General features: G+C 64.3%; 16 protein-coding genes, 1 rRNA gene and 1 pseudogene (1 of these 18 cut by a window edge). 13 read left to right on the top strand and 5 right to left on the bottom strand.

The features are described from left to right. The 3 genes and pseudogenes from Q0X18_RS00470 to Q0X18_RS00480 form a co-directional block, all read left to right on the top strand. Positions 1 to 1,325: ribosomal RNA gene (locus Q0X18_RS00470) — 16S ribosomal RNA — on the top strand (it extends 164 nt beyond the left edge of the window). A gap of 189 nt (positions 1,326 to 1,514) precedes the next feature. Beyond that, complete coding sequence (locus Q0X18_RS00475; RefSeq protein WP_297557245.1) at positions 1,515 to 1,673, top strand: hypothetical protein; 159 nt, start codon at positions 1,515 to 1,517, stop codon at positions 1,671 to 1,673. Positions 1,674 to 1,681: 8 nt separating this feature from the next. Continuing rightward, positions 1,682 to 2,830, top strand: a pseudogene (locus Q0X18_RS00480) (cytochrome P450). A gap of 165 nt (positions 2,831 to 2,995) precedes the next feature. Here Q0X18_RS00480 and Q0X18_RS00485 read toward each other — a convergent pair. Genes Q0X18_RS00485 through Q0X18_RS00495 form a run of 3 tightly spaced genes read right to left on the bottom strand, consistent with a single transcriptional unit; the run spans position 2,996 to position 6,098 of the window. Continuing rightward, positions 2,996 to 4,225, bottom strand: a complete 1,230-nt coding sequence (locus tag Q0X18_RS00485) for an MFS transporter (protein WP_297557247.1) — start codon at positions 4,223 to 4,225, stop codon at positions 2,996 to 2,998. Next, positions 4,218 to 5,270, bottom strand: coding sequence for a nitronate monooxygenase family protein (locus tag Q0X18_RS00490; protein WP_297557249.1), 1,053 nt, complete (start codon positions 5,268 to 5,270; stop codon positions 4,218 to 4,220). The genes Q0X18_RS00485 and Q0X18_RS00490 overlap by 8 nt, the downstream gene beginning before the upstream one ends. A 36-nt stretch (positions 5,271 to 5,306) precedes the next feature. Next, entirely contained in the window at positions 5,307 to 6,098 is a 792-nt protein-coding gene (locus Q0X18_RS00495; RefSeq protein ID WP_297557250.1) for an HAD family hydrolase, read from the bottom strand. Positions 6,099 to 6,303: 205 nt separating this feature from the next. Here Q0X18_RS00495 and trpE point away from each other — a divergent pair, with 205 nt between their 5' ends. Genes trpE through Q0X18_RS00535 form a run of 8 tightly spaced genes read left to right on the top strand, consistent with a single transcriptional unit; the run spans position 6,304 to position 13,316 of the window. Beyond that, positions 6,304 to 7,719 (top strand): anthranilate synthase component I, encoded by a 1,416-nt coding sequence (gene trpE / locus Q0X18_RS00500; RefSeq protein WP_297557251.1) that lies wholly within the window; start codon positions 6,304 to 6,306, stop codon positions 7,717 to 7,719. Beyond that, entirely contained in the window at positions 7,716 to 7,985 is a 270-nt protein-coding gene (locus tag Q0X18_RS00505; protein ID WP_297557253.1) for a chorismate mutase, read from the top strand. The genes trpE and Q0X18_RS00505 overlap by 4 nt, the downstream gene beginning before the upstream one ends. Continuing rightward, complete coding sequence (locus Q0X18_RS00510) at positions 7,982 to 8,560, top strand: aminodeoxychorismate/anthranilate synthase component II (RefSeq protein ID WP_297557255.1); 579 nt, start codon at positions 7,982 to 7,984, stop codon at positions 8,558 to 8,560. The genes Q0X18_RS00505 and Q0X18_RS00510 overlap by 4 nt, the downstream gene beginning before the upstream one ends. A 14-nt stretch (positions 8,561 to 8,574) precedes the next feature. Next, a complete protein-coding gene (locus Q0X18_RS00515; RefSeq protein ID WP_297557256.1) occupies positions 8,575 to 9,393 on the top strand; it encodes a glycosyltransferase family 2 protein in 819 nt (272 codons plus the stop codon). Next, on the top strand, positions 9,369 to 10,256 hold the full coding sequence (locus Q0X18_RS00520) for a glycosyltransferase family 2 protein (RefSeq protein ID WP_297557258.1): 888 nt from the start codon (positions 9,369 to 9,371) through the stop codon (positions 10,254 to 10,256). The genes Q0X18_RS00515 and Q0X18_RS00520 overlap by 25 nt, the downstream gene beginning before the upstream one ends. Next, positions 10,253 to 11,110, top strand: coding sequence for a glycosyltransferase family 2 protein (locus Q0X18_RS00525; RefSeq protein ID WP_297557260.1), 858 nt, complete (start codon positions 10,253 to 10,255; stop codon positions 11,108 to 11,110). The genes Q0X18_RS00520 and Q0X18_RS00525 overlap by 4 nt, the downstream gene beginning before the upstream one ends. A 17-nt stretch (positions 11,111 to 11,127) precedes the next feature. Continuing rightward, a complete protein-coding gene (gene trpD, locus Q0X18_RS00530; protein ID WP_297557262.1) occupies positions 11,128 to 12,153 on the top strand; it encodes an anthranilate phosphoribosyltransferase in 1,026 nt (341 codons plus the stop codon). Continuing rightward, complete coding sequence (locus tag Q0X18_RS00535; RefSeq protein WP_297557264.1) at positions 12,150 to 13,316, top strand: lipid-A-disaccharide synthase-related protein; 1,167 nt, start codon at positions 12,150 to 12,152, stop codon at positions 13,314 to 13,316. The genes trpD and Q0X18_RS00535 overlap by 4 nt, the downstream gene beginning before the upstream one ends. On the opposite strand, the gene Q0X18_RS00540 is transcribed toward Q0X18_RS00535, so the two are convergent. Next, positions 13,279 to 13,698: a hypothetical protein gene (locus Q0X18_RS00540; RefSeq protein WP_297557266.1), complete on the bottom strand. Its 420-nt coding sequence runs from the start codon at positions 13,696 to 13,698 to the stop codon at positions 13,279 to 13,281. The two genes, Q0X18_RS00535 and Q0X18_RS00540, sit on opposite strands and share 38 nt — an antisense overlap. Positions 13,699 to 13,710: 12 nt before the next feature. Further along, on the bottom strand, positions 13,711 to 15,339 hold the full coding sequence (locus Q0X18_RS00545) for an amidase family protein (RefSeq protein ID WP_297557268.1): 1,629 nt from the start codon (positions 15,337 to 15,339) through the stop codon (positions 13,711 to 13,713). Between the two features lie 158 nt (positions 15,340 to 15,497). Here Q0X18_RS00545 and Q0X18_RS00550 point away from each other — a divergent pair, with 158 nt between their 5' ends. Beyond that, positions 15,498 to 16,415, top strand: coding sequence for a hypothetical protein (locus Q0X18_RS00550; protein WP_297557269.1), 918 nt, complete (start codon positions 15,498 to 15,500; stop codon positions 16,413 to 16,415). A gap of 237 nt (positions 16,416 to 16,652) precedes the next feature. Further along, positions 16,653 to 18,584, top strand: a complete 1,932-nt coding sequence (locus Q0X18_RS00555; RefSeq protein ID WP_297557270.1) for a DNA topoisomerase subunit B — start codon at positions 16,653 to 16,655, stop codon at positions 18,582 to 18,584. The last annotated feature ends 5 nt before the right edge of the window (positions 18,585 to 18,589 follow it).

Genomic DNA, 18,589 nt, shown 5'->3' on the forward strand with positions numbered 1-18,589 from the left:
TGTGAACCTCGGTTTTGACCGATGTTTAAAGCTTCGGCGCTTTGGGATGGGCCTGCGGCGCATCAGGTAGTTGGTGGGGTAATGGCCTACCAAGCCGACGACGCGTAGCTGGTCTGAGAGGACGATCAGCCACAGGGGTACTGAGACACGGACCCCACTCCTACGGGAGGCAGCAGTTAGGAATCTTCCGCAATGGGCGAAAGCCTGACGGAGCGATACCGCTTGAAGGACGAAGCCCTTCGGGGTGTAAACTTCTGAACTCGGGACGATAATGACGGTACCGAGGTAATAGCACCGGCTAACTCCGTGCCAGCAGCCGCGGTAATACGGAGGGTGCGAGCGTTACCCGGATTTACTGGGTGTAAAGGGCGTGTAGGCGGTCTTTCAAGTCCGATGCTAAAGACCGAAGCTCAACTTCGGGGGTGCGTTGGATACTGTGAGGCTAGACGGTCGGAGAGGGTAGCGGAATTTCCGGAGTAGCGGTGAAATGCGCAGATACCGGAAGGAACGCCGATAGCGAAAGCAGCTACCTGGACGATTTGTGACGCTGAGGCGCGAAAGCGTGGGGAGCAAACCGGATTAGATACCCGGGTAGTCCACGCCCTAAACGATGAGTGCTGGGTGTCCGACATCTGTTGGGTGCCGTAGCTAACGCGTTAAGCACTCCACCTGGGAAGTACGGTCGCAAGACTGAAACTCAAAGGAATTGACGGGGGCCCGCACAAGCGGTGGAGCATGTGGTTTAATTCGAAGCAACGCGCAGAACCTTACCAGGTCTTGACATCCTGGGAACCCTGGTGAAAGCCGGGGGTGCCCGCAAGGGAGCCCAGAGACAGGTGCTGCATGGTCGTCGTCAGCTCGTGTCGTGAGATGTTGGGTTAAGTCCCGCAACGAGCGCAACCCTTGTTGCTAGTTGCCATCAGTTCGGCTGGGCACTCTAGCGAGACTGCCTACGAAAGTAGGAGGAAGGCGGGGATGACGTCTGATCCGCATGGCCCTTACGACCTGGGCGACACACGTGCTACAATGCCTGCTACAAAGCGCTGCGACCCGGCAACGGGAAGCCAATCGCACAAAAGCAGGCTCAGTTCGGATTGGGGTCTGCAACTCGACCCCATGAAGCTGGAATCGCTAGTAATCGCGGATCAGCCATGCCGCGGTGAATACGTTCCCGGGCCTTGTACACACCGCCCGTCAAGCCATGGGAGTGGGTTTTGCCTGAAGTCGCCGGGAGCCACAGGCAGGCGCCTAGGGTAAGGCTCATGACTGGGGCTAAGTCGTAACAAGGTAGCTGTACCGGAAGGTGCGGCTGGATCACCTCCTTTCTAAGGAGTTCATGCGCCCTTTGCGGCGCCAATCTGGCGGTTGTCGTAGCCGAACCAGACTTCGCGCAAGCGAAGACTCGCCTAACCTGCGCCAAGATTCATAGCCGCCCTTCGGGGCGGTTTTTTTGTTAAGCCACCTCCTCGAGGCAGTAGTAGAACCTTCCAGGCCTTGCGGTATTCTTTATCTGGATGATTCTGGATCCCACCGAACTCGAGCTACGCCAAGACCCGCTGGCTTTTTTCGTCCACCTTTCGCGCACCAGCCCCGACATCACCACCTTTCGCTTTGCTTCGGGATTCGCTTTGCTTCGGGAAAGGAAATTGTCTTTCTCAACCACCCCGACCTGATCCGGGAGGTGCTCATCGAGCGGGCCGAGCAGTTTCATAAGTCCGACCTGACCCGCTCCTTTGCCGGAGGTATGGGCAACGGTATTTTGCTTTCCGAGGGAGAGTTCTGGAAGCAGCAGGTTCGGCTGATGCGCCCGGCCTTCCACTACAAGCGCCTCCAGTGCTATGCCGAGGTGATGAGCCGCTTTACCCTGGAGATGCTCTCGCACTGGCAGAACAGCGAAATCCGGCATATTGATGAGGACATGAACGCCCTCACCCTGCGGGTGGTAGCCAAGTGCATGTTCGACGTGGAGGCCGGCGAAGACCGCGAGATTATGCACCGGGCCATCATGCTGGGGCAGAAGGTGGTGGGGCAGATGGTTTACGGCTGGCTCAACCTGCCCGACTGGCACCCTGGCCTCAACCGCGATGGCATCCGGGTGGTGCGGGCCCTGAACGACATGGTGAGCCGCCACATCGCCTACCGACGTGAGCGCGGCGACCTGGGCGACGACCTGCTTTCGATGCTGCTGGAAGCCCAGGGCCAGCCCGATGTTAAGCTATCTGACCGGCAACTGCGGGACGAGGTGCTCACGGTCATTACGGCGGGCCTCGAGACCACCGCCAATGCCCTGATCTGAACCTGGTATCTGCTCGACCAGCACCCAGACGTCAAGGCCCGGCTCAAGGCCGAAGTGGACAGCCTGGGCAAGCTACCCGGCTTCGAGGATGTGCAGCGGCTGCCCTACCTGGATCAGGTCTTCAAAGAGAGCCTGCGGCTGTACCCGCCGGTCTGGATTATCGGGCGGGAGAACGTGGAGGAGCTGGAGCTGGGGGGGATGCGCCTCGCGCCCAGAACCCAGATCGTGATGAGCCAGTGGGCGGCCTACCGCGACCCCCGCTTCTTCGAGCACCCCGACGAGTTCCGGCCCGAGCGCTGGACGCCGGAGTTCGAGAGGTCACTGCCGCGCGGGGCTTACTTCCCTTTTAGCCTGGGGCCCCGGGTGTGCACCGGGCAGGGGTTTGCGACCCTCGAGTACAAGCTGATTGTGGACACGGTTTTGCAGCAGTTTGACCTCGAGCTCACCCGCCCCGTGCCGGTGCGCCCAGAGCCCAACTTCACCCTCTGCCCCCACGGCGGGCTGCCCATGCGGGTACGCAAAAGACAGAAGTAGTGGCTTGGGGCAGGACTCGAGCTGCGGTTATACCGGTTCCGCTTGAACCCTTCACTTTTGGGTGTAATCAAAGGTCAGGGGTTCAAGCCGACCGAAGGGAGTAGGAGTGCATTCCGACAGTATCGTTTAGGCTTGCCAAAGTGAACGATACTGCTGGAATGCGTGTTATCCGTGTACCGGGGCCGGCCTGGCCGGTCGGCGGATGCCCAGCGAGAGCAGGGCGGCCGCAATCCCGATGGTGCCAGCCAGCAAAAAGGCCAGGTTGTACTCGCCCAGGGCATCGCGGGTGGCCCCCCCTGCCCAGGCCGCTGCTGCCGCACCGAGCTGATGGGCGGCAAACACCCAGCCATACACCGTGCCCACGTTCTGCCGTCCGAAGTTATCCGCTACCAGAGCTACCGTGGGGGGTACGGTGGCGATGTAGTCCAGGCCAAACACCACCGCGAAAACCAGCAGGGTTTCTGGGGTGGTTGCAAAGGGCAAAAACAGGAGCGAAAGTCCCCGGAAACCGTAGTAGAGGCTCAGAAGCACGCGGGGGTCGTAGCGGTCGGTGAGGTAGCCCGAGGCCAGGGTGCCCACAAAGTTTAAAGCCCCCATGACGGCCAGAATGCCGGAGGCGGTGGTGGGAGTCAGGCCACACGAGACCGCATAGGGGATAAAATGCACCCCAATCAGGCCATTGGAGGTGGCGCCGCAGATAAAGAAGGTAACCGTTAGCAGCCAGAAGGTAGGCGAGCGCAGAGCCTTGCCCATAATGCCGGGGTCGGCCGTGATCTTCATGGGGGCTGAACCGGGGGCCGCCCCCAGCGCCCTGAGCCCCATCTCCGCTGGGCTGTCCTTCATGAGGAGCCAGACCGGCACCAGGGCTAGGAGCGAGATGGCCGCCATGATCCAACTGGCCTCGCGCCAGCCCAGCCCGCTGGCCCAGAAGACCAGGGCCGGGATGAAGATGAGCTGGCCCGCCGAGGTGGCGGCCCCAAAAAAGCCAGTGACCAGACCCCGGTGCTGAATGAACCAGCGGTTGGCCACCGTGGCCCCCAATACTCCACCCACCACCCCGGTGGCCACCCCACTCAGCAACCCCCAGACCAGGTTGAGCTGCCAGATGTGCGTCATCAGGGCGCTCAGGGCCATGCTCAGGGTCATCAGGCCCAGGCCGAAGAGGGTGATGCGCCGGGGGCCGAAGCGATCCATCAGGTAGCCGCTCAGGGGCGCACCCAGGCCAAACAGCACCAGCCCGATGGCGGTAGCAAAGGAGATGCTCTGGATGGCCCAGCCGGTGCTCTCGTGTAAGGGTTGGATGAGCGCTCCTGGCACCGAGCGGTTACCCGCGGCAATCAGGGTGGCAATCACTGCCACCGCGACTACGATCCAGCCGTAAAAGAGTCTATTCACACTGGCTCCAGAGGGCGGTTTGGGTCTCTTGCATCAGGGTTTCTACCAACATGGCAGCGGGTAGGCTCCGGCACAGGCTGACCGCCTGCCCGGCCCACAGCGACATATATTCGGTGCGGCCGGCTTTGGCGGCGGCCTGGCGAATCTCGCTGGTCAGGGCGTTCTGGATGGGATAGGGCGGCACCTGGGCCTCGTAGGGCTGCATCCGCTCGATAAAGGCATTGCGCAAGCCCCTGGCAGGACGCCCGGAAAAGGTGCGGGTCACCACCGTGGGGTCGCCTTTGGCTTCCAGCAGGGCTTGTTTGTACAGGGGGTGAATCCCCGACTCCGGGCAGGTCAGGAAAGCTGTGCCCATCTGCACCGCACTGGCCCCCAGGAGCAGGGCCGCTGCAATACCCCGCCCGTCCATAATGCCCCCCGCCGCAATCACCGGAACTTTTACCGCATCTGCGACCTGGGGTACCAGGGCCAGGGTTCCGGTCATGGACTGCTCAAACGGGCCCATGAAAGTACCCCGGTGCCCCCCGGCCTCGCTGCCCTGGGCACAGATGTAATCGGCCCCGGCCTCTTCCCAGGCCCGCGCTTCTGCTACGTTGGTGGCGGTGCCGATAACTTTGCAACCAGCTTTATGTAAGCGTTCGACAACCTGGGCTGGAACAATATCGAAGTGAAAACTCACTACCGGTGGTTTTTCCTCGAGCAGCACCTCCAGCTGGGCCCCGAAGTCCTCGCTGAACTTTTGGGGCGCCGCAGCGGGGGGCAGGCCCAGCTCGGCCCGGATGGGCTCGAGGCGATTCAGGGCGGCCTCGAGTACACCCGGCTCAACCCCCACGGGCTCGAGCACGAACAGGTTGACGTTGAAGGGCCGGTCGGTGAGCTGGCGAATCTGGTGAATGACCTCGCGCAGCCGGTCGGGTGAAAGCAACACCCCCGCCAGCGAGCCCAGCCCACCCGCATTGGAGACGGCGGCCACCAGCTCGGGCGTGGTGGCCCCGCCGGCCATGGGGGCCTGGATGATGGGATAGCGGGTGAGGGAGAAGGCCATGCTGGATTCTACCCGCTGCCACACTCCATCGCAAAACTAAGGAAGGGAGGGGGTAGCTGGCCCTTCGGATGTGGTGCTGAGTACGGCCTGCAGCTCTTCCAGGCTGGCTACGACGTGGTCGGGCCGGGGTGGGGTCTGGGGGTGGGCCGAACTCACCAGGCCGTGTTCTTCCAGCTCTCTTTGCAGTCTGGTGGTGATGATTTTGCTGAGGTCGGGCCGCTGGGTGCGCTCGAGCACCGGGGTTTCGCGCCAGTCCTGGGGCATGCTGCGCCAGATCCAGACCGCTTTCAGGCCGGCGGCGTTGGCCCCCCAGATATCCTGACTGAGCAGATCGCCGACGTGCACGATCTGTTCTGCCGGCTCCCTAAGGATCGGCCTCCAGAAAGCAGGATCGGGCTTGAGGGCCTGCGAGATATCCGGGGCCAGCAACCGGTCGTAGGCGATATTAAGCTTATCTATCAGTACCTGCTGGTACCTAGCCAGACCATTGGTGGCTACGGCGATTTGATAGCCCTGCTGGCGCAAGGCAGCCAGGCTTGCCGACACATCGGGATAAAGCACCTCCGGCTCGAGCTCCGCCTCGGCGAGCACCTGGGCAATGTTGGGGAAGACCGGTGGAAGCCCCAGTTGCTCCCGTACAGCCCGGTGAATATCGCCCCAGTCGTACACCTTGGTGGGGTCGCCCTGGGCCAGGCGGCGCAGGTACTCCCTTCGCAGGGCCTGGCGGATGGTGGGCTCTGCCAGCAAAGCCTCCATGTGGGGCCGCAGCAGGCGGCGAAAAGGCCAGTCGGCCAGGGTGCCATCGAGGTCGAAAGTGAGCCAGCGCATCGGCTCTAGCCTATCGGTTTAGGCACGGATGGAAGGGGGAGCCGGCTTGCATTCCGGGGCCTTTTAGCGCAGACTAAGGGTCAGATGGTACGCACCGCACAGGTCAAGGGTTGGTGGTGGCCCGGATAGCCCTGGGACGGTAGCGGTCGTTACCCCTGGGGCTTTCCTCAGGGGATTTTTTTATGGCCCTTGCCAAGGAGAACAGATGCAGATTTCGGAGACAACCAAGCCCACCATCCCGGTCAAAAAAACCCTGCTGGCCGACCTCGAGACCCCCGTCACGGCCTACCTGAAGCTCTCGGAGAAGGCCAGCCCCAGCTTTTTGCTGGAGTCGGTGGAGGGGGGCAAGGCCTGGGCCCGCTGGAGCTTTGTGGGGGTGGGGGCCCGGCAGACCTGGCGGCTCAAGGACGGGGTGCTGACCCTGAACGGTCAGGCAGTGCTCACCCAGGATCCCTTGCGCACCCTCTACCAAGCCATCTACCGGCCCATCCAGCCCGACCCCGACCTGCCCCTGTTCTGGGGCGGCGCGGTGGGTTATGCCGCCTACGACCTCATCCGCTACTACGAGCGGCTGCCCAGCCAGAAGCCCGACCTGCTGGGCATTCCCGACCTGCTGTTTATCGAGCCGGAAGTCCTGATTGTATTTGACCAGTTCAAGCAGCAGCTTCACATCGTGGCCCCGGCCCTGGAGGATGAGCGGGCCCAGGCCCTGGAGCGCATCGCCTGGGCCGAGAAGAAGCTCAGCGGGCCGCTGCCGGGGGTGCCGGGCGAGCGGGCCGGGCGGCGGGTGGAGTTCAGCCAGAACGTGAGCCAGGCCGAGTACGAGCAGATGGTGGAGCGGGCGCTCGAGTACATCCGGGCCGGCGATATCTTCCAGGTGGTGCCCTCGCTGCGCATCTCGGCCCCCCTGCAGGTGCACCCCTTTGCTGTCTACCGCGCGCTGCGTTCAGTAAATCCCAGCCCCTACATGGGTTATCTGGAGCTGGGCGAGGTGACGCTGGTCTCGAGCAGCCCCGAGAGCCTGCTGCGCTCCGATGGGCAGCGGGTGGTGACCCGCCCCATCGCCGGAACCCGCCGGCGGGGCCGGGACGCCGCCGAGGATCAGGCCCTGGCCGAAGAGCTGCTGTCCGACGAAAAGGAGCGGGCCGAGCACGTGATGCTGGTGGACCTTTCGCGCAACGATCTGGGCCGGGTCTGCCGCTATGGCAGTGTGCGGCCCCGCGAGCTTATGAAGGTGGAGAACTACTCGCATGTGATGCATATCGTCTCCACCGTGGAGGGCGAGCTCTGCGAGGACAAAACCCCGCTCGACGCCCTGGCCGCGGTTCTGCCGATGGGCACCGTCTCGGGGGCCCCCAAGATCCGGGCCATGGAGATTATCGAGGAGCTCGAGCCCGCCCGCCGGGGCGCGTACGGGGGGGCTTTTGGCTATGTGGCCTACGACGGGCACATGGACATGGCCCTGACCCTGCGAACCATCGTGGTGGCGAATGGGCAGATGCACATCCAGGCCGGGGCGGGTGTGGTCTACGACTCCAACCCCAGCGCCGAGTACCAGGAGTGCTTGAACAAGGCCCAGGCCATGGTCAAGGCGGTGCGGCTGGCCGAGGAGGGTTTGTGAGCCTCGAGGATCTTCGCCTGCAGATCAACGCCATTGACGCCCGGATTGTGGTACTGCTGGCCCAGCGGGCGCGGCTGGCTAAAGAAGCGGCCCGGCTTGCGCAAGGCCAGGTGCCCACTGAGTCAAAGGATCGGCAGGAGCAGATCATTCACCATGTGCGCTACATGGCCGAGCACCAGGGACTATCCCCCAATGTGGCCGAGCGAATCTACCGCACCATCCTCAGCGAGTTTGCGGCTATGGAAAAGCGGGAGGCTGGGTTATGAAGCGAATCCTGATGATTGACAACTACGACTCCTTCACCTACAACCTGGTGCAGTACCTGGGCGAGCTGGGGGCCCAGGTGATGGTCTGGCGCAACGACCGCTTCGCCTTGCAGGACGTGGCCGACCTCGACCCCGACGGCATCGTGGTGAGCCCGGGGCCCTGCACGCCCCGGGAGGCCGGGCTGTCAGTTCCGCTCATCCAGCGCTACGCAGCCAAATACCCCATTCTGGGCGTCTGCCTGGGCCACCAGAGCATCGGCGAGGCCTTTGGGGCTGCGGTGCGGCGGCACCGGGTGATTGTGCACGGCAAGACCAGCCCTATCCTGCACGACGGCAGCGGGGTGTTTGCCGGCCTGCCCACCCCCCTGACGGCCACCCGCTACCACTCGTTGGTGGTGGAAGACCTGCCCGACGAACTGGAGGCCAACGCCTGGTGCGACGAGGCCGGGGGCCGCACGGTGATGGGGCTGCGCCACCGCCGCTACCCTACCCACGGGGTGCAGTTCCACCCCGAGTCGGTGTTGACCGAGGGCGGTCGGGAGATGCTGGCGAATTTCTTGCAGATGTGCGAATAATGCGATAGTTGACGATGATTTCGATAATCATACCCACCCACAACCGCCGCGAGCTGCTGGAAAAGAAGCTGCGCGCTTTGGAAACCCAGCCGGGCGCGTTCGAGGTAATCGTGGTGGCCGATGGCTGCACCGACGATACCCTGGAATTCCTGCAGCGCTACAACCCCCCTTACGCCCTTCGTTTTATCGAGATAACGCCAGGCCTCGGCGCGGCCAACGCCCGCAACCGGGGGGCTGGGATAGCTAAAGGCGATATTCTGCTCTTTTCCGATGACGACGTGATACCCCAGCCGGGCTGGATTGAGGCTCATCAGAAAGCGCACACCCAGCCCCGCACGGTGGCGGTGGGGCGGCTCGAGCTGCCCCCCGAACTGCGGGGCACGGGGGCGGCGGAACTGAAGGGCCCCCGGGCCTTCTGGTGGAACATCACCGGCAACAACACCTCGCTGCCCAGGGCCCTGTTCGAGGAGGTGGGCGGCTACGACCCCGCTTTCAGCGGCTACGGCGGCGAAGACCCCGACCTGGGCTACCGCCTGATGCGGGCCGGGGCCCGGCTGGTGTTTGTGCGGGACGCCCTGGCCGTGCACGAGGCCTTCGACTACCGGGGCAGGGCCCTCGAGAAGGCCCGGCAGGCGGGGGCGGCCCATGTACGGGTTTGCAGGAAACACCGCGACCCCCGCATCGCCTGGGCCCTGGGGGTGCACCCGGTGCTGGTGAGCCTCAAGCTGGCCCTGCTCCCCTCCTTCAAGGGCCTGCTGGGGGCGCGGGGCGACTACGAGCTGGCGTATGCCTGGGGAGCTTCGGAGGCATGGAACCTACCTTCAGCGTCGTGATCCCCACCTACAACCGGGCCGAACTGCTGGCCCGCACGGTGCAGGCTTTTTTAGCCCAGGAAGGGGTTGCGCTCGAGCTGATCGTGGTGGACGACGGCTCGAGCGATGCAACGCCGGAGGTGCTGGCCGGGTTCCATGACCGCCGCCTGCGGGTTTTGCGCCAACCCAACGCAGGGATGGCCTTTGCACGCAATGCAGGGCTGCTTCAGGCCCGGGGCCAGTATGTGCTGTTCAACGATGACGATGTGGTGCCTGAGGCGGGTTTTTTACAGGCTCATCTTTCTCTGCATAGGCGCTACCCTCGAGCGGCGGGGGTGAGTTATACCTATATACCGGAATCGCTGGGACAGGATTCTTTTATTCGCTTCTGGCGCGCGAGGGCCGAGTCGGGGGTGCGGGGCCGGGCCGATGGTGCGTCGCTGGGCTGGGGCGGCTTCTGGTTTGCCAGCCTTTCTTTGCCGCTCGAGCTGGCCGAGGCTTTTGCACCCATACGGGGCTACGGCTGGGAAGATCACGAGCTGGGTTGGCGGCTCTGGCGTAAGGGGGTGCGGCCCCGCCTGGCCCTGGGGGCCCGCGCGGCGCACGAGGATCGGGTCAGCCTGGACGTTATGGTAGCCAAGTCGCGGAGCCTGGGGCGGATGGCCTGGCAGTTTTACCGGTTGCACCCGCACCCCCTGGTGGCCTTCTGGACGGGTGTACACCCCCTGTCGCGGGCCTACAAGCGCTGGGCCTACCCCTGGGCCAGGGCCGAGCGGCTGTTGCAGGTGCGCGACTGGGAGGCGGGGGCGGGGGCCTTTGCAGCCTACCGGTTTGTGCTCGAGGCCGCCTACACCCAGGGGCTGCTGGAAGGGGCCACGGCATGAGCGCGCCCCTGGTGTACATCCTGATCGTCAACTACAACGCCTGGCCCGACACCCTGGCCTGTTTGCGGGCGCTGGAGCAACTCCGTTACCCCAACCACCGGGTGCTGGTGCTGGACAATGCCTCCGACAACGACGCGGTGGCCCGGCTGCGCGCGGCCTTTCCACACCTCGAGCTGCTCGAGCTAAAGCGCAACCTGGGCTTTGCCGGGGGTAACAACGTGGGCATCCGCCGGGCCCTGGCCGCGGGGGCCGACTACGTCTGGCTGCTCAACCCCGACACCCTGCCCGAGGCGGGCGCGCTCGCCGCCATGGTGGAGCGGGCCGAGCAGGACACCCGGATTGGGGCGGTGGGCGCGGTGCTCTACGAGATGGACAACCCCCAGCAGGTGCAGGCCTGGGGCGGGGGCCAGGTGGTGCTCCCCTGGGGGCTGATTCGCCTGCTAACCCATCCGCGCCAGGCCGGGCGTTTGAACTACATCAGCGGGGCCAGCCTGCTCATCCGCCGGGCCGCCCTGGAACGGGTGGGCCTGCTGGACGAGGGGTTTTTCATGTACGGTGAGGACTGCGACTACGGCCTGCGCCTGACCCGCGCAGGGTTCCGGCTGGCGGTGGCCGAGGGGGCGCGGGTGCTGCACAAAGGGGGTAGCTCCTGGTCGGGCAGTCTGCGCTCCGACGAAACCTTTGCTGCCTACAACGTCCGGCTCTTTCGCAAGCACGCTCCCTGGCCCCTGCTGGCGGTGGCCGGGTATGGCCTGTTCTGGCTGCTGGAGTACAGCCTGCGGGGCCGTTTCGACAAGGTGGGGGCCCTCGGACGGGGCCTCCGGCAGGGTTGGCGCCTGCCGCTTGATGTGTAAACTTTTGGGGAGGAACCGTGGACGAACTCAAGAAAGCCCTTCTAGCCGAGCCTTTATCCCAGGCCGAGGCCCATGCCCTGATGCGCCGGATTATGGCCGGCGACCTGACCCCGGTGCAGACCGCCGGGGTGCTGATGGCCCTGCGCACCCGGGGCGAGACCCCCGAGGAGATCGCCGGTTTTGCAGCCGGTATGCGCGAGGCCGCGGTGCGGGTGGAGACCCGCCGCCAGCCCCTGCTGGACATCGTGGGCACCGGGGGGGTGGCCCCGGAGGCCTTCAACATCTCCACCACCACCTGCTTTGTGGTGGCCGCGGGTGGGGTGGCGGTAGCCAAGCACGGCAACCGGGCGGCCTCCTCCAAGTCGGGCTCCTTCGACCTGATCGAGGCGCTGGGGATCCGGATCGATATCCCCGCCGAAAAAGTGGCCGAGGCCATCGAGACGGTGGGCCTGGGCTTTCTGTTTGCCCGCAACCACCACCCGGCCATGCGCTATGTGGCCCCGGTGCGGGCCGAGCTGGGGGTGCGCACCGTCTTCAACCTGCTGGGCCCCCTCACCAACCCCGCTTTTGCCAGCCTGAACCTGGTGGGGGTGAGCAGCCCGGCCCTGGTGGAGCCGTTCGCCCGGGTGTTGCGCGACCTGGGCAGCAGCCGGGCGCTGGTGGTGCACGGCCAGATGGCGCGCGGGGAGGGCCTCGAGGCCATCGACGAACTGGCCCTGGGCGACAACCTGGTGGCCGAGCTCAGGGACGGCCAGATCCACACCTACCGCCTCCGGCCTGAAGAGATGGGCCTGGAGCCCGCCCCCTACACGGCAATCGGCGGGGGAACTGCTGCCGAGAATGCGGCGGTGGCGCGGGCCATTCTGAGCGGCCAGCAGCGGGGCCCCAAGCGCGATGCGGTGGCGCTGAACGCCGGGGCGGCCTTTTACCTGGCGGGCCGGGTGGAGGGTGTGGCCGAGGGGGTGCGGCTGGCCCAGCAACTCCTGGACGAAGGGGCCGGGCTGGCGGTGCTCGAGCGCCTGATCCAGCTTACCCAGGCATGAAGCGGATACTGCTCATCTCCAACGGGCACGGCGAGGACATCATCGGGGCTGCCCTGGGCGGGGCCTTGCAGGCGCTGGGCTACGCGGTGCAGGCGGTGCCGCTGGTGGGCCAGGGCCAGGCCTACCGGCGGGCCGGTATCCCGAGGCTGGGGCCCTGCCAAGAGCTGCCCTCGGGGGGGTTTGCCCTGCAGAGTGCGGCGGCGCTCTGGGCCGATCTCCGGGCCGGCTGGTTTTCCATGAGCCGGGCCCAGTACCGGGCGGTGCGGGCGGCGGCCCAGGGGGCCCTGGCCACGCTGGTGGTGGGGGATGTGTACGCCCTGGGGGTGGGGGTGGTGTTTGGGGGGCGCCCGCTTTTTTTGATGCAGTGCCGCTCCTCGCTGCGGGTGGGGGGGCGCCCTTACAGCGTGACCGAGCGCCTGCTGATGCGCCGGGCGGTTCGGGTGTATCCCCGCGAGCCGGAAGGGGCGGTCTGGCTGCGGGCTCGAGGCCTTCCCCAGGCCTGCTACCTGGGCAACCCCATGCTGGATGCCCTGGACGAGGGGTCGCTCGAGGTGAGCCCCCCCTACCTGCTGCTGCTGCCCGGCTCGCGGGAGGATGCCTACCAGAGCCTGCCCCTGATGCTCGAGGCCTGCCGCCGGCTGCGCGATACCGCCCTAACGCCCGTGGTGGCCTGGGCGGGCCTGCCCCTGGACAGGCTGGAGCTGAAAGACTACCGGCTCGAGGCCACCGGTCGGAGCGAGGGCGTCACCCACCGGCTCAGCCACCCCGATGGAACCGTGGTGTACCTGGCGCAGCGGGCTTTCGGCGCGGCCCTGCGGGGCTCGAGGCTGGCCCTTTCCACCAGCGGAACGGCGGCCGAGCAGGCCGCGGGCTATGGGGTGCCGCTGGTGGGCTTTCCCACCCACGGGCCGCAGTACACCCCAGGGTTTGCCCAGACGCAAAAACGCTTGCTGGGGGACGCCTTGATGCTCACCGAGCCCAGCCCCGAGGCCGTTGTGCGGGCTGTGCGGGCCTTCCTCTCCTCCGAAACCCTGTTGCAGCGGGCCCGAGCGGCCGGGAAAGCCGCCATGGGCGAGCCCGGCGCCGCCGCGCGGATAGCCCTGGATATACACCAGCACCTCCAGGCTATTGAGCGGGAACCCGCGCAATCCCGGTCTCGATAAAGCGCCACCACAGCAGCAAACAAACCAGGCTGGCCCAGAAGAAGTACGGCCCCACCTGCTCCGGGGGCTTTTCCAGGCTTTTGCGGAACCAGCCCCCAGGCTCCAGGCCGCTCACAAACCACAGAATGCTGGCAGCCAGCAGGCCATAGACGGCGTGCAGCCAGCTCACGCCGCCCATAAACAGCGTGCGCACCAACAGCTCGACCACCACCGCTGCCACCGCAAAGCCCGCCACGAACCTGAAAAAGCGCAACTGCCGGATATGGGGCTCGCGCACCAGCAGGGGTAGGTTCCACAGGAGCGAAACCCCGATTAGGAGCAACGTGATCAGGTTGAGCAGGCCGCGCAGCCCGATGATATAGACCGGAAGGGGGGTGTCCATGCCAGGCAAAGTTTACCGAAGGATGGGGGGCCGGTGGATGCCCAGCCGCTCTACAACCGCCTGGGCCAGGCCAATCAGCAGGGGGTCTTGCAGGGCCGGGCCCACCAGCGAGGCCCCCACCGGCTCGCCGCTCTCGCGGTAGCCCGCCGGAAAATTCACCACCGGAAAGCCCGAGGTGGAGGTGAGCAGGCTCAGGCTGTTGCTGATGGCCAGCAGCACATCCACCCGGTGGGCCTGCATCAGCTCGAGCAGCCTCTCGCGGCCCTGCTGGCGGTTTTTCTGCACCAGGGCCTGGTACTCGGCGTCGGATAGGGGGTGCGAAAGCGAGACCTCGAGCAAGTTCTGCCCGTAGCGCATGGCCTCGGGGTGCTGGCGGTTGTATTCGATCACGTCCTGCAAGCCCTCAATTGCAGCCCCGGTGGTCTTTAGGTAGTGGGCCAGGTCGCGCCGCATACCGGCGTGCAGCACCGGCATCATCTCGATGGAACTCTCGGGAAAGGGCACCGGCACCACCACGGCCCCCAGGTTTTGCAGGGCCTGTGCGACCTGCTCCAGCGCTTCCTGGTCGCCCCTGCGCTGGATGTGCTGTACCCAGCCCACCCGCAGCGCGGCCGGCGGGGATGGGGATACGGTGGGGAAGGTGAAACCCCGGGCCATCTGGGTCTGGGGGTCGCCAGGGTCGTACCCGGTGAGCACCGACATCAAGACCGCCAGGTCGGGGGCCTTTTTGGTCATGGGGCCGGCGGTGTCCTGGGCAGCGGTGATGGGGATGATGCGGTCGCGGCTGACCAGGCCCAGGGTGGGCTTGAGGGTGAAAAGGCTGTTCTGGGCGGCGGGGTAGACGAGCGAGCCCGAGGTCTCGGTGCCGATGCCGGCCACGGCCAGGTTGGCGGCTACGGCCACCGCTGTGCCGCTGCTGCTGCCCCCCACATCAAACGGCCCGTAAGGGTTGCGGGTATGGCCGCCCAGCGTGCTGTAGCCGTTGACCGACTGGCTGGTCATGAAGTTGGCCCACTCCGAGAGGTTGTTTTTGCCCAGCACAACCGCCCCGGCGGCCCGCAGCCTTTGCACGATAAAAGCGTCCTGGTCGGCGATGTGCTGGGACAGCACCGCGGCCCCGGCGGTGGTGTGCAAAGGGCCTCGGGTGGAGATGTTGTCCTTCAGGCTGATAGGGATGCCGTGCAGCAGGCCACGCACCTGCCCTTGCTGGCGTTCCTGGTCGCGGGCTCGAGCCTCCTCGAGCGCCTCGGGGTTCACCTCCAGATAGGCGCGGAGCTGGTCGTTGTAGCGGCGGATGCGCCACAGATAAAAAAGCGTAAGCTCTTCGGAAGTGAGCTGCCCGGCCTGCATCAGGGCTTGTAGCTCGGCGATGGTGGCCTGCTGGGTAAGGGTTTGCAGGCGCTCGAGGGTTTCCGCCTCGAGCCGGTTCAAAGCTGCTTCAAAGGGGGTAAAGTCCAGCTTGCGCCGCAACGGGTAACTAGAAGGGGCGGTCTGCTCGGCCACCTGGCGGGCCACAAAACTCTCCCAGTCGCGCTTGTTGGGGTTCAGACGTTTTTCGGCAGCCTGGCTCATCACCCACCACACTACCAACCCCACCACCAACAAAACCAGAGCCACATACAGTCGAACGCCTCGGGACATTGCTTCTATTGTGCGGCCAACCAACATGCCCCAACTGCAATACCCTTCACCCGAAGGGGTTATTCGCATAACGCCGGTGCTTATTAAATGTCACAGGGTTTTTGCTCCAGAGGGGCTAGACTTTCCTTGGTTAGACACTGCCTCTTTTGGTTGTTATCATGCACGAACTTTATACCAACGCTCCCACCCACTGGCCCAAAGTCCGCCTCGAGGGCCTTATCAATAGCACTGCGCCCGAAGTTAAGGCAGCCAACCGCCTGATTTTCGCCACCAGCGTAGAGACCCTGTTTCGCAAATCGGGTATCCAGGTGCTGGAAGCCGATGTGCTGCGCCTGACCCGGGAAGGGGTTCTGGAAATCCCCTTGCGGGTGCGGGCCGAAGACGGCGAATACGACCTTTTCTTTTATCCTGTAGCCGACGAAAAAGCTGCGGCCCACTACGTGGCGGTGCAGGAGCTGGCCCAGCGCTGGGGGCGCATCCGCCCCATCTACTACAGCACCGACGACCTGCTATCCATCTACCCCGAAACCCTGGAACCCGTGACCTACCGCGACCGGCTTTTTATTCAGGCTTCCCTGAGCGCCCCCAAGGGCCAGTATGCCATGTGGTGGGCCGAGCAGGAGGGCGAGCAGTTTCACTACAGCCCAACCTACGACCTTATCGATCGCATCTACCGCGAGATTAATGGCCTCGAGATGCGGGCGTTTGCTCTAATTTTGCTCGAGCTCGGGATGATTCAGGAGGAATACGAGTTCACCGCCTCCACCTTTACCGACACCACCGTGGAAATCCCGGTAGAAGGTCCCGAAGGCGTGCCCATCATCATCTCTTTTTCGCAGCACCGTGGTGTGCGTTTTCATTTTCACATGGGGCGTGCCAGCGCCGAATACCGCGACCTGTTCCTGAACCTGTTTTTGCTGCGACTCAAAAGCTGGCGCAAGGAGGCCGACCTCGAGCACATCAAACGCCTGGATAGCCCCGCCTACATCTGGTGGCGTGAGCTGGGCAAGCGCCTGCGCCTGAGTACGGGCTCGAGCGAGCACGCCATTAGCGCGGTGGGTTCGGTTAAACGCTAAGGTGGGCCGGGCACTTTTTGCTTTTACCGGAATTTGCATGGGCTGCCGGTGCGGAAAACAAGACGTATAAATCTGTCGCACACGCTTAAAAAGCTCTTTATGCCTCCAATGGCAGCATGAAAACTGCTTGAGTTTTCCCAGGAAAACCACATTATAACTGTCCAGGACGCACTATTTGACGACATCCTACCCCGCTCTTTTTATTACGCAAATAACAAAACATGGTATACTGTTCAGGTGAGCACTGACCTTACCACCAGCTACGACGCATCCGCAATTAAGGTTTTGAAAGGCCTGGAAGGGGTTCGCCACCGTCCGGCTATGTACATTGGCGGTACCCAGGCCGATGGCTATCATCACCTGTTCAAAGAAATTCTCGACAACGCGGTGGACGAAGCCCTGGCTGGGTTTGCTACTGAGATCATTACCACCCTGCACCCCGACGGCTCCATCACGGTGGAGGACAACGGGCGTGGGATTCCGGTGGACATCATGCCCGAAGAGCAAAAGCCTGCAGTAGAGGTGATCTACACTGTGCTGCACGCGGGGGGCAAGTTCGAAGAGGGGGCTTACAAGGTTTCGGGCGGTTTGCACGGGGTGGGGGCCAGCGTGGTGAACGCCCTGTCCGAGTACACCCGTGTGGAGGTCTTCCGCGATGGCAAGCACTACCTGATCGAGTTTAGCCGAGGGGAGGTCACCAAGCCCCTGCAGGTGGTGGGGGAGGCCCCCAAGGGCAAGCGCGGCACCCGCGTAACCTTTCTGCCCGATCCCCAGATTTTTGGTCCCGATCAACGATTCGAGGCCAGCCGCCTGCGGGTGCGCCTGCGCGAGGTCTCTTTCTTGGTGGCGGGCCTCAAGCTGGTCTTCAAGGACGAGGTTCACCAAAAGGAAGAGGTTTTCTACGACAAAGGCGGGGTGGCCTCATTCGCCAAATTCCGCGCCGACGGCGAGGAGTTGCTTTACGACAAGCCGGTGCTCTTGCAGGGCCAGGTGGAAGCGGTGGGGGTGGAGGTGGGCCTGGTGCACACCAAGGGCTACAGCGCCGACCTGGTGAGCTTTGCCAACATGATTCCAACCGTGGATGGGGGAACCCATGTCTCGGGCTTCAAGACCGCCTACACCCGCGCCATCAACGCCTATGCCAAGAAGGCTGGCCTGGTCAAGGACCTGGAGCCTACCGGCGACGACCTGCTGGAAGGTATTTCCTGCGTAATCTCGGTCAAGATTCCCCAGCCGCAGTTTGAGGGCCAGACCAAGGGCAAGCTCCTGAACCCCGAGGCCGGTACTGCCGTAAGCAAGGTGGTGTACGAGAAGTTTTCCGAGTACCTCGAGGAAAACCCCCGTATCGCCAAGATGATCTACGAAAAAGCCCAGCGTGCGGCCCAGGCCCGTGAGGCGGCCCGCAAGGCCCGCGAGCTGGTGCGCCGGGCCAACCCCCTCGAGTCCGACGACCTACCCGGCAAGCTGGCCGACTGCCAGTCGGAAGACCCCGCCGAGGCCGAACTCTTCATCGTGGAAGGGGATAGCGCGGGTGGCAGCGCCAAGAGCGGGCGCGACCGCCGCTTCCAGGCCATCCTGCCTTTGCGCGGCAAAATTCTCAACGTCGAGAAGGCCGGCCTGAACAAAGCCCTCAAAAACGCCGAGGTGCGGGCCATGGTGGCGGCCATTGGGGCGGGCATTGGCGGCAAGGACAACGAAGAGGCCCACTTCAACATCGAAGACCTGCGCTATCACAAGATCATCATCATGACCGACGCCGACGTGGACGGCTCGCACATCCGCACCCTGCTGCTCACCTTCTTCTACCGCTATATGCGCCCCATCATCGAGCAGGGCTACCTGTACGTGGCCCAGCCCCCCCTGTACGGACTGCGGGTGGGCAAGAGCAAACACGTCGAGTACATCTTCGACGACGAAGCCCTCAAAAAAGCCCTGGCCAACATTGGCGACAAAACCTACGAAATCCAGCGCTTCAAGGGCCTGGGTGAGATGAACGCCGAGCAGCTCTGGGAGACCACCATGGATCCCGCCCGGCGGGTTTTGAAAAAGGTGGAGATGAAAGACGCCTCCTACGCCGCCCAGATTTTCGACGACCTGATGGGCTCGGACGTGCAGCCCCGCCGCGAGTTCATCGAGGAGAACGCCCGTTTCGCGCAGATTGAAGTTTAGTGTGT

Source organism: Meiothermus sp. (assembly GCF_026004075.1).
In the GTDB taxonomy this organism is placed as follows: Bacteria; Deinococcota; Deinococci; order Deinococcales; family Thermaceae; genus Meiothermus.

Bases quoted from the DNA above. Each gene is read 5' to 3' on its own strand.
- Q0X18_RS00495 (WP_297557250.1), bottom strand. From the start codon at position 6,098: ATGCGCTGGCTCACTTTCGACCTCGATGGCACCCTGGCCGACTGGCCT.
- Q0X18_RS00550 (WP_297557269.1), top strand. From the start codon at position 15,498: ATGCACGAACTTTATACCAACGCTCCCACCCACTGGCCCAAAGTCCGC.
- Q0X18_RS00515 (WP_297557256.1), top strand. From the start codon at position 8,575: ATGATTTCGATAATCATACCCACCCACAACCGCCGCGAGCTGCTGGAA.
- Q0X18_RS00475 (WP_297557245.1), top strand. From the start codon at position 1,515: ATGATTCTGGATCCCACCGAACTCGAGCTACGCCAAGACCCGCTGGCT.
- trpE (WP_297557251.1), top strand. From the start codon at position 6,304: ATGCAGATTTCGGAGACAACCAAGCCCACCATCCCGGTCAAAAAAACC.
- Q0X18_RS00535 (WP_297557264.1), top strand. From the start codon at position 12,150: ATGAAGCGGATACTGCTCATCTCCAACGGGCACGGCGAGGACATCATC.
- Q0X18_RS00520 (WP_297557258.1), top strand. From the start codon at position 9,369: ATGGAACCTACCTTCAGCGTCGTGATCCCCACCTACAACCGGGCCGAA.
- Q0X18_RS00545 (WP_297557268.1), bottom strand. From the start codon at position 15,339: ATGTCCCGAGGCGTTCGACTGTATGTGGCTCTGGTTTTGTTGGTGGTG.
- Q0X18_RS00525 (WP_297557260.1), top strand. From the start codon at position 10,253: ATGAGCGCGCCCCTGGTGTACATCCTGATCGTCAACTACAACGCCTGG.
- Q0X18_RS00490 (WP_297557249.1), bottom strand. From the start codon at position 5,270: ATGGCCTTCTCCCTCACCCGCTATCCCATCATCCAGGCCCCCATGGCC.
- Q0X18_RS00510 (WP_297557255.1), top strand. From the start codon at position 7,982: ATGAAGCGAATCCTGATGATTGACAACTACGACTCCTTCACCTACAAC.
- Q0X18_RS00540 (WP_297557266.1), bottom strand. From the start codon at position 13,698: ATGGACACCCCCCTTCCGGTCTATATCATCGGGCTGCGCGGCCTGCTC.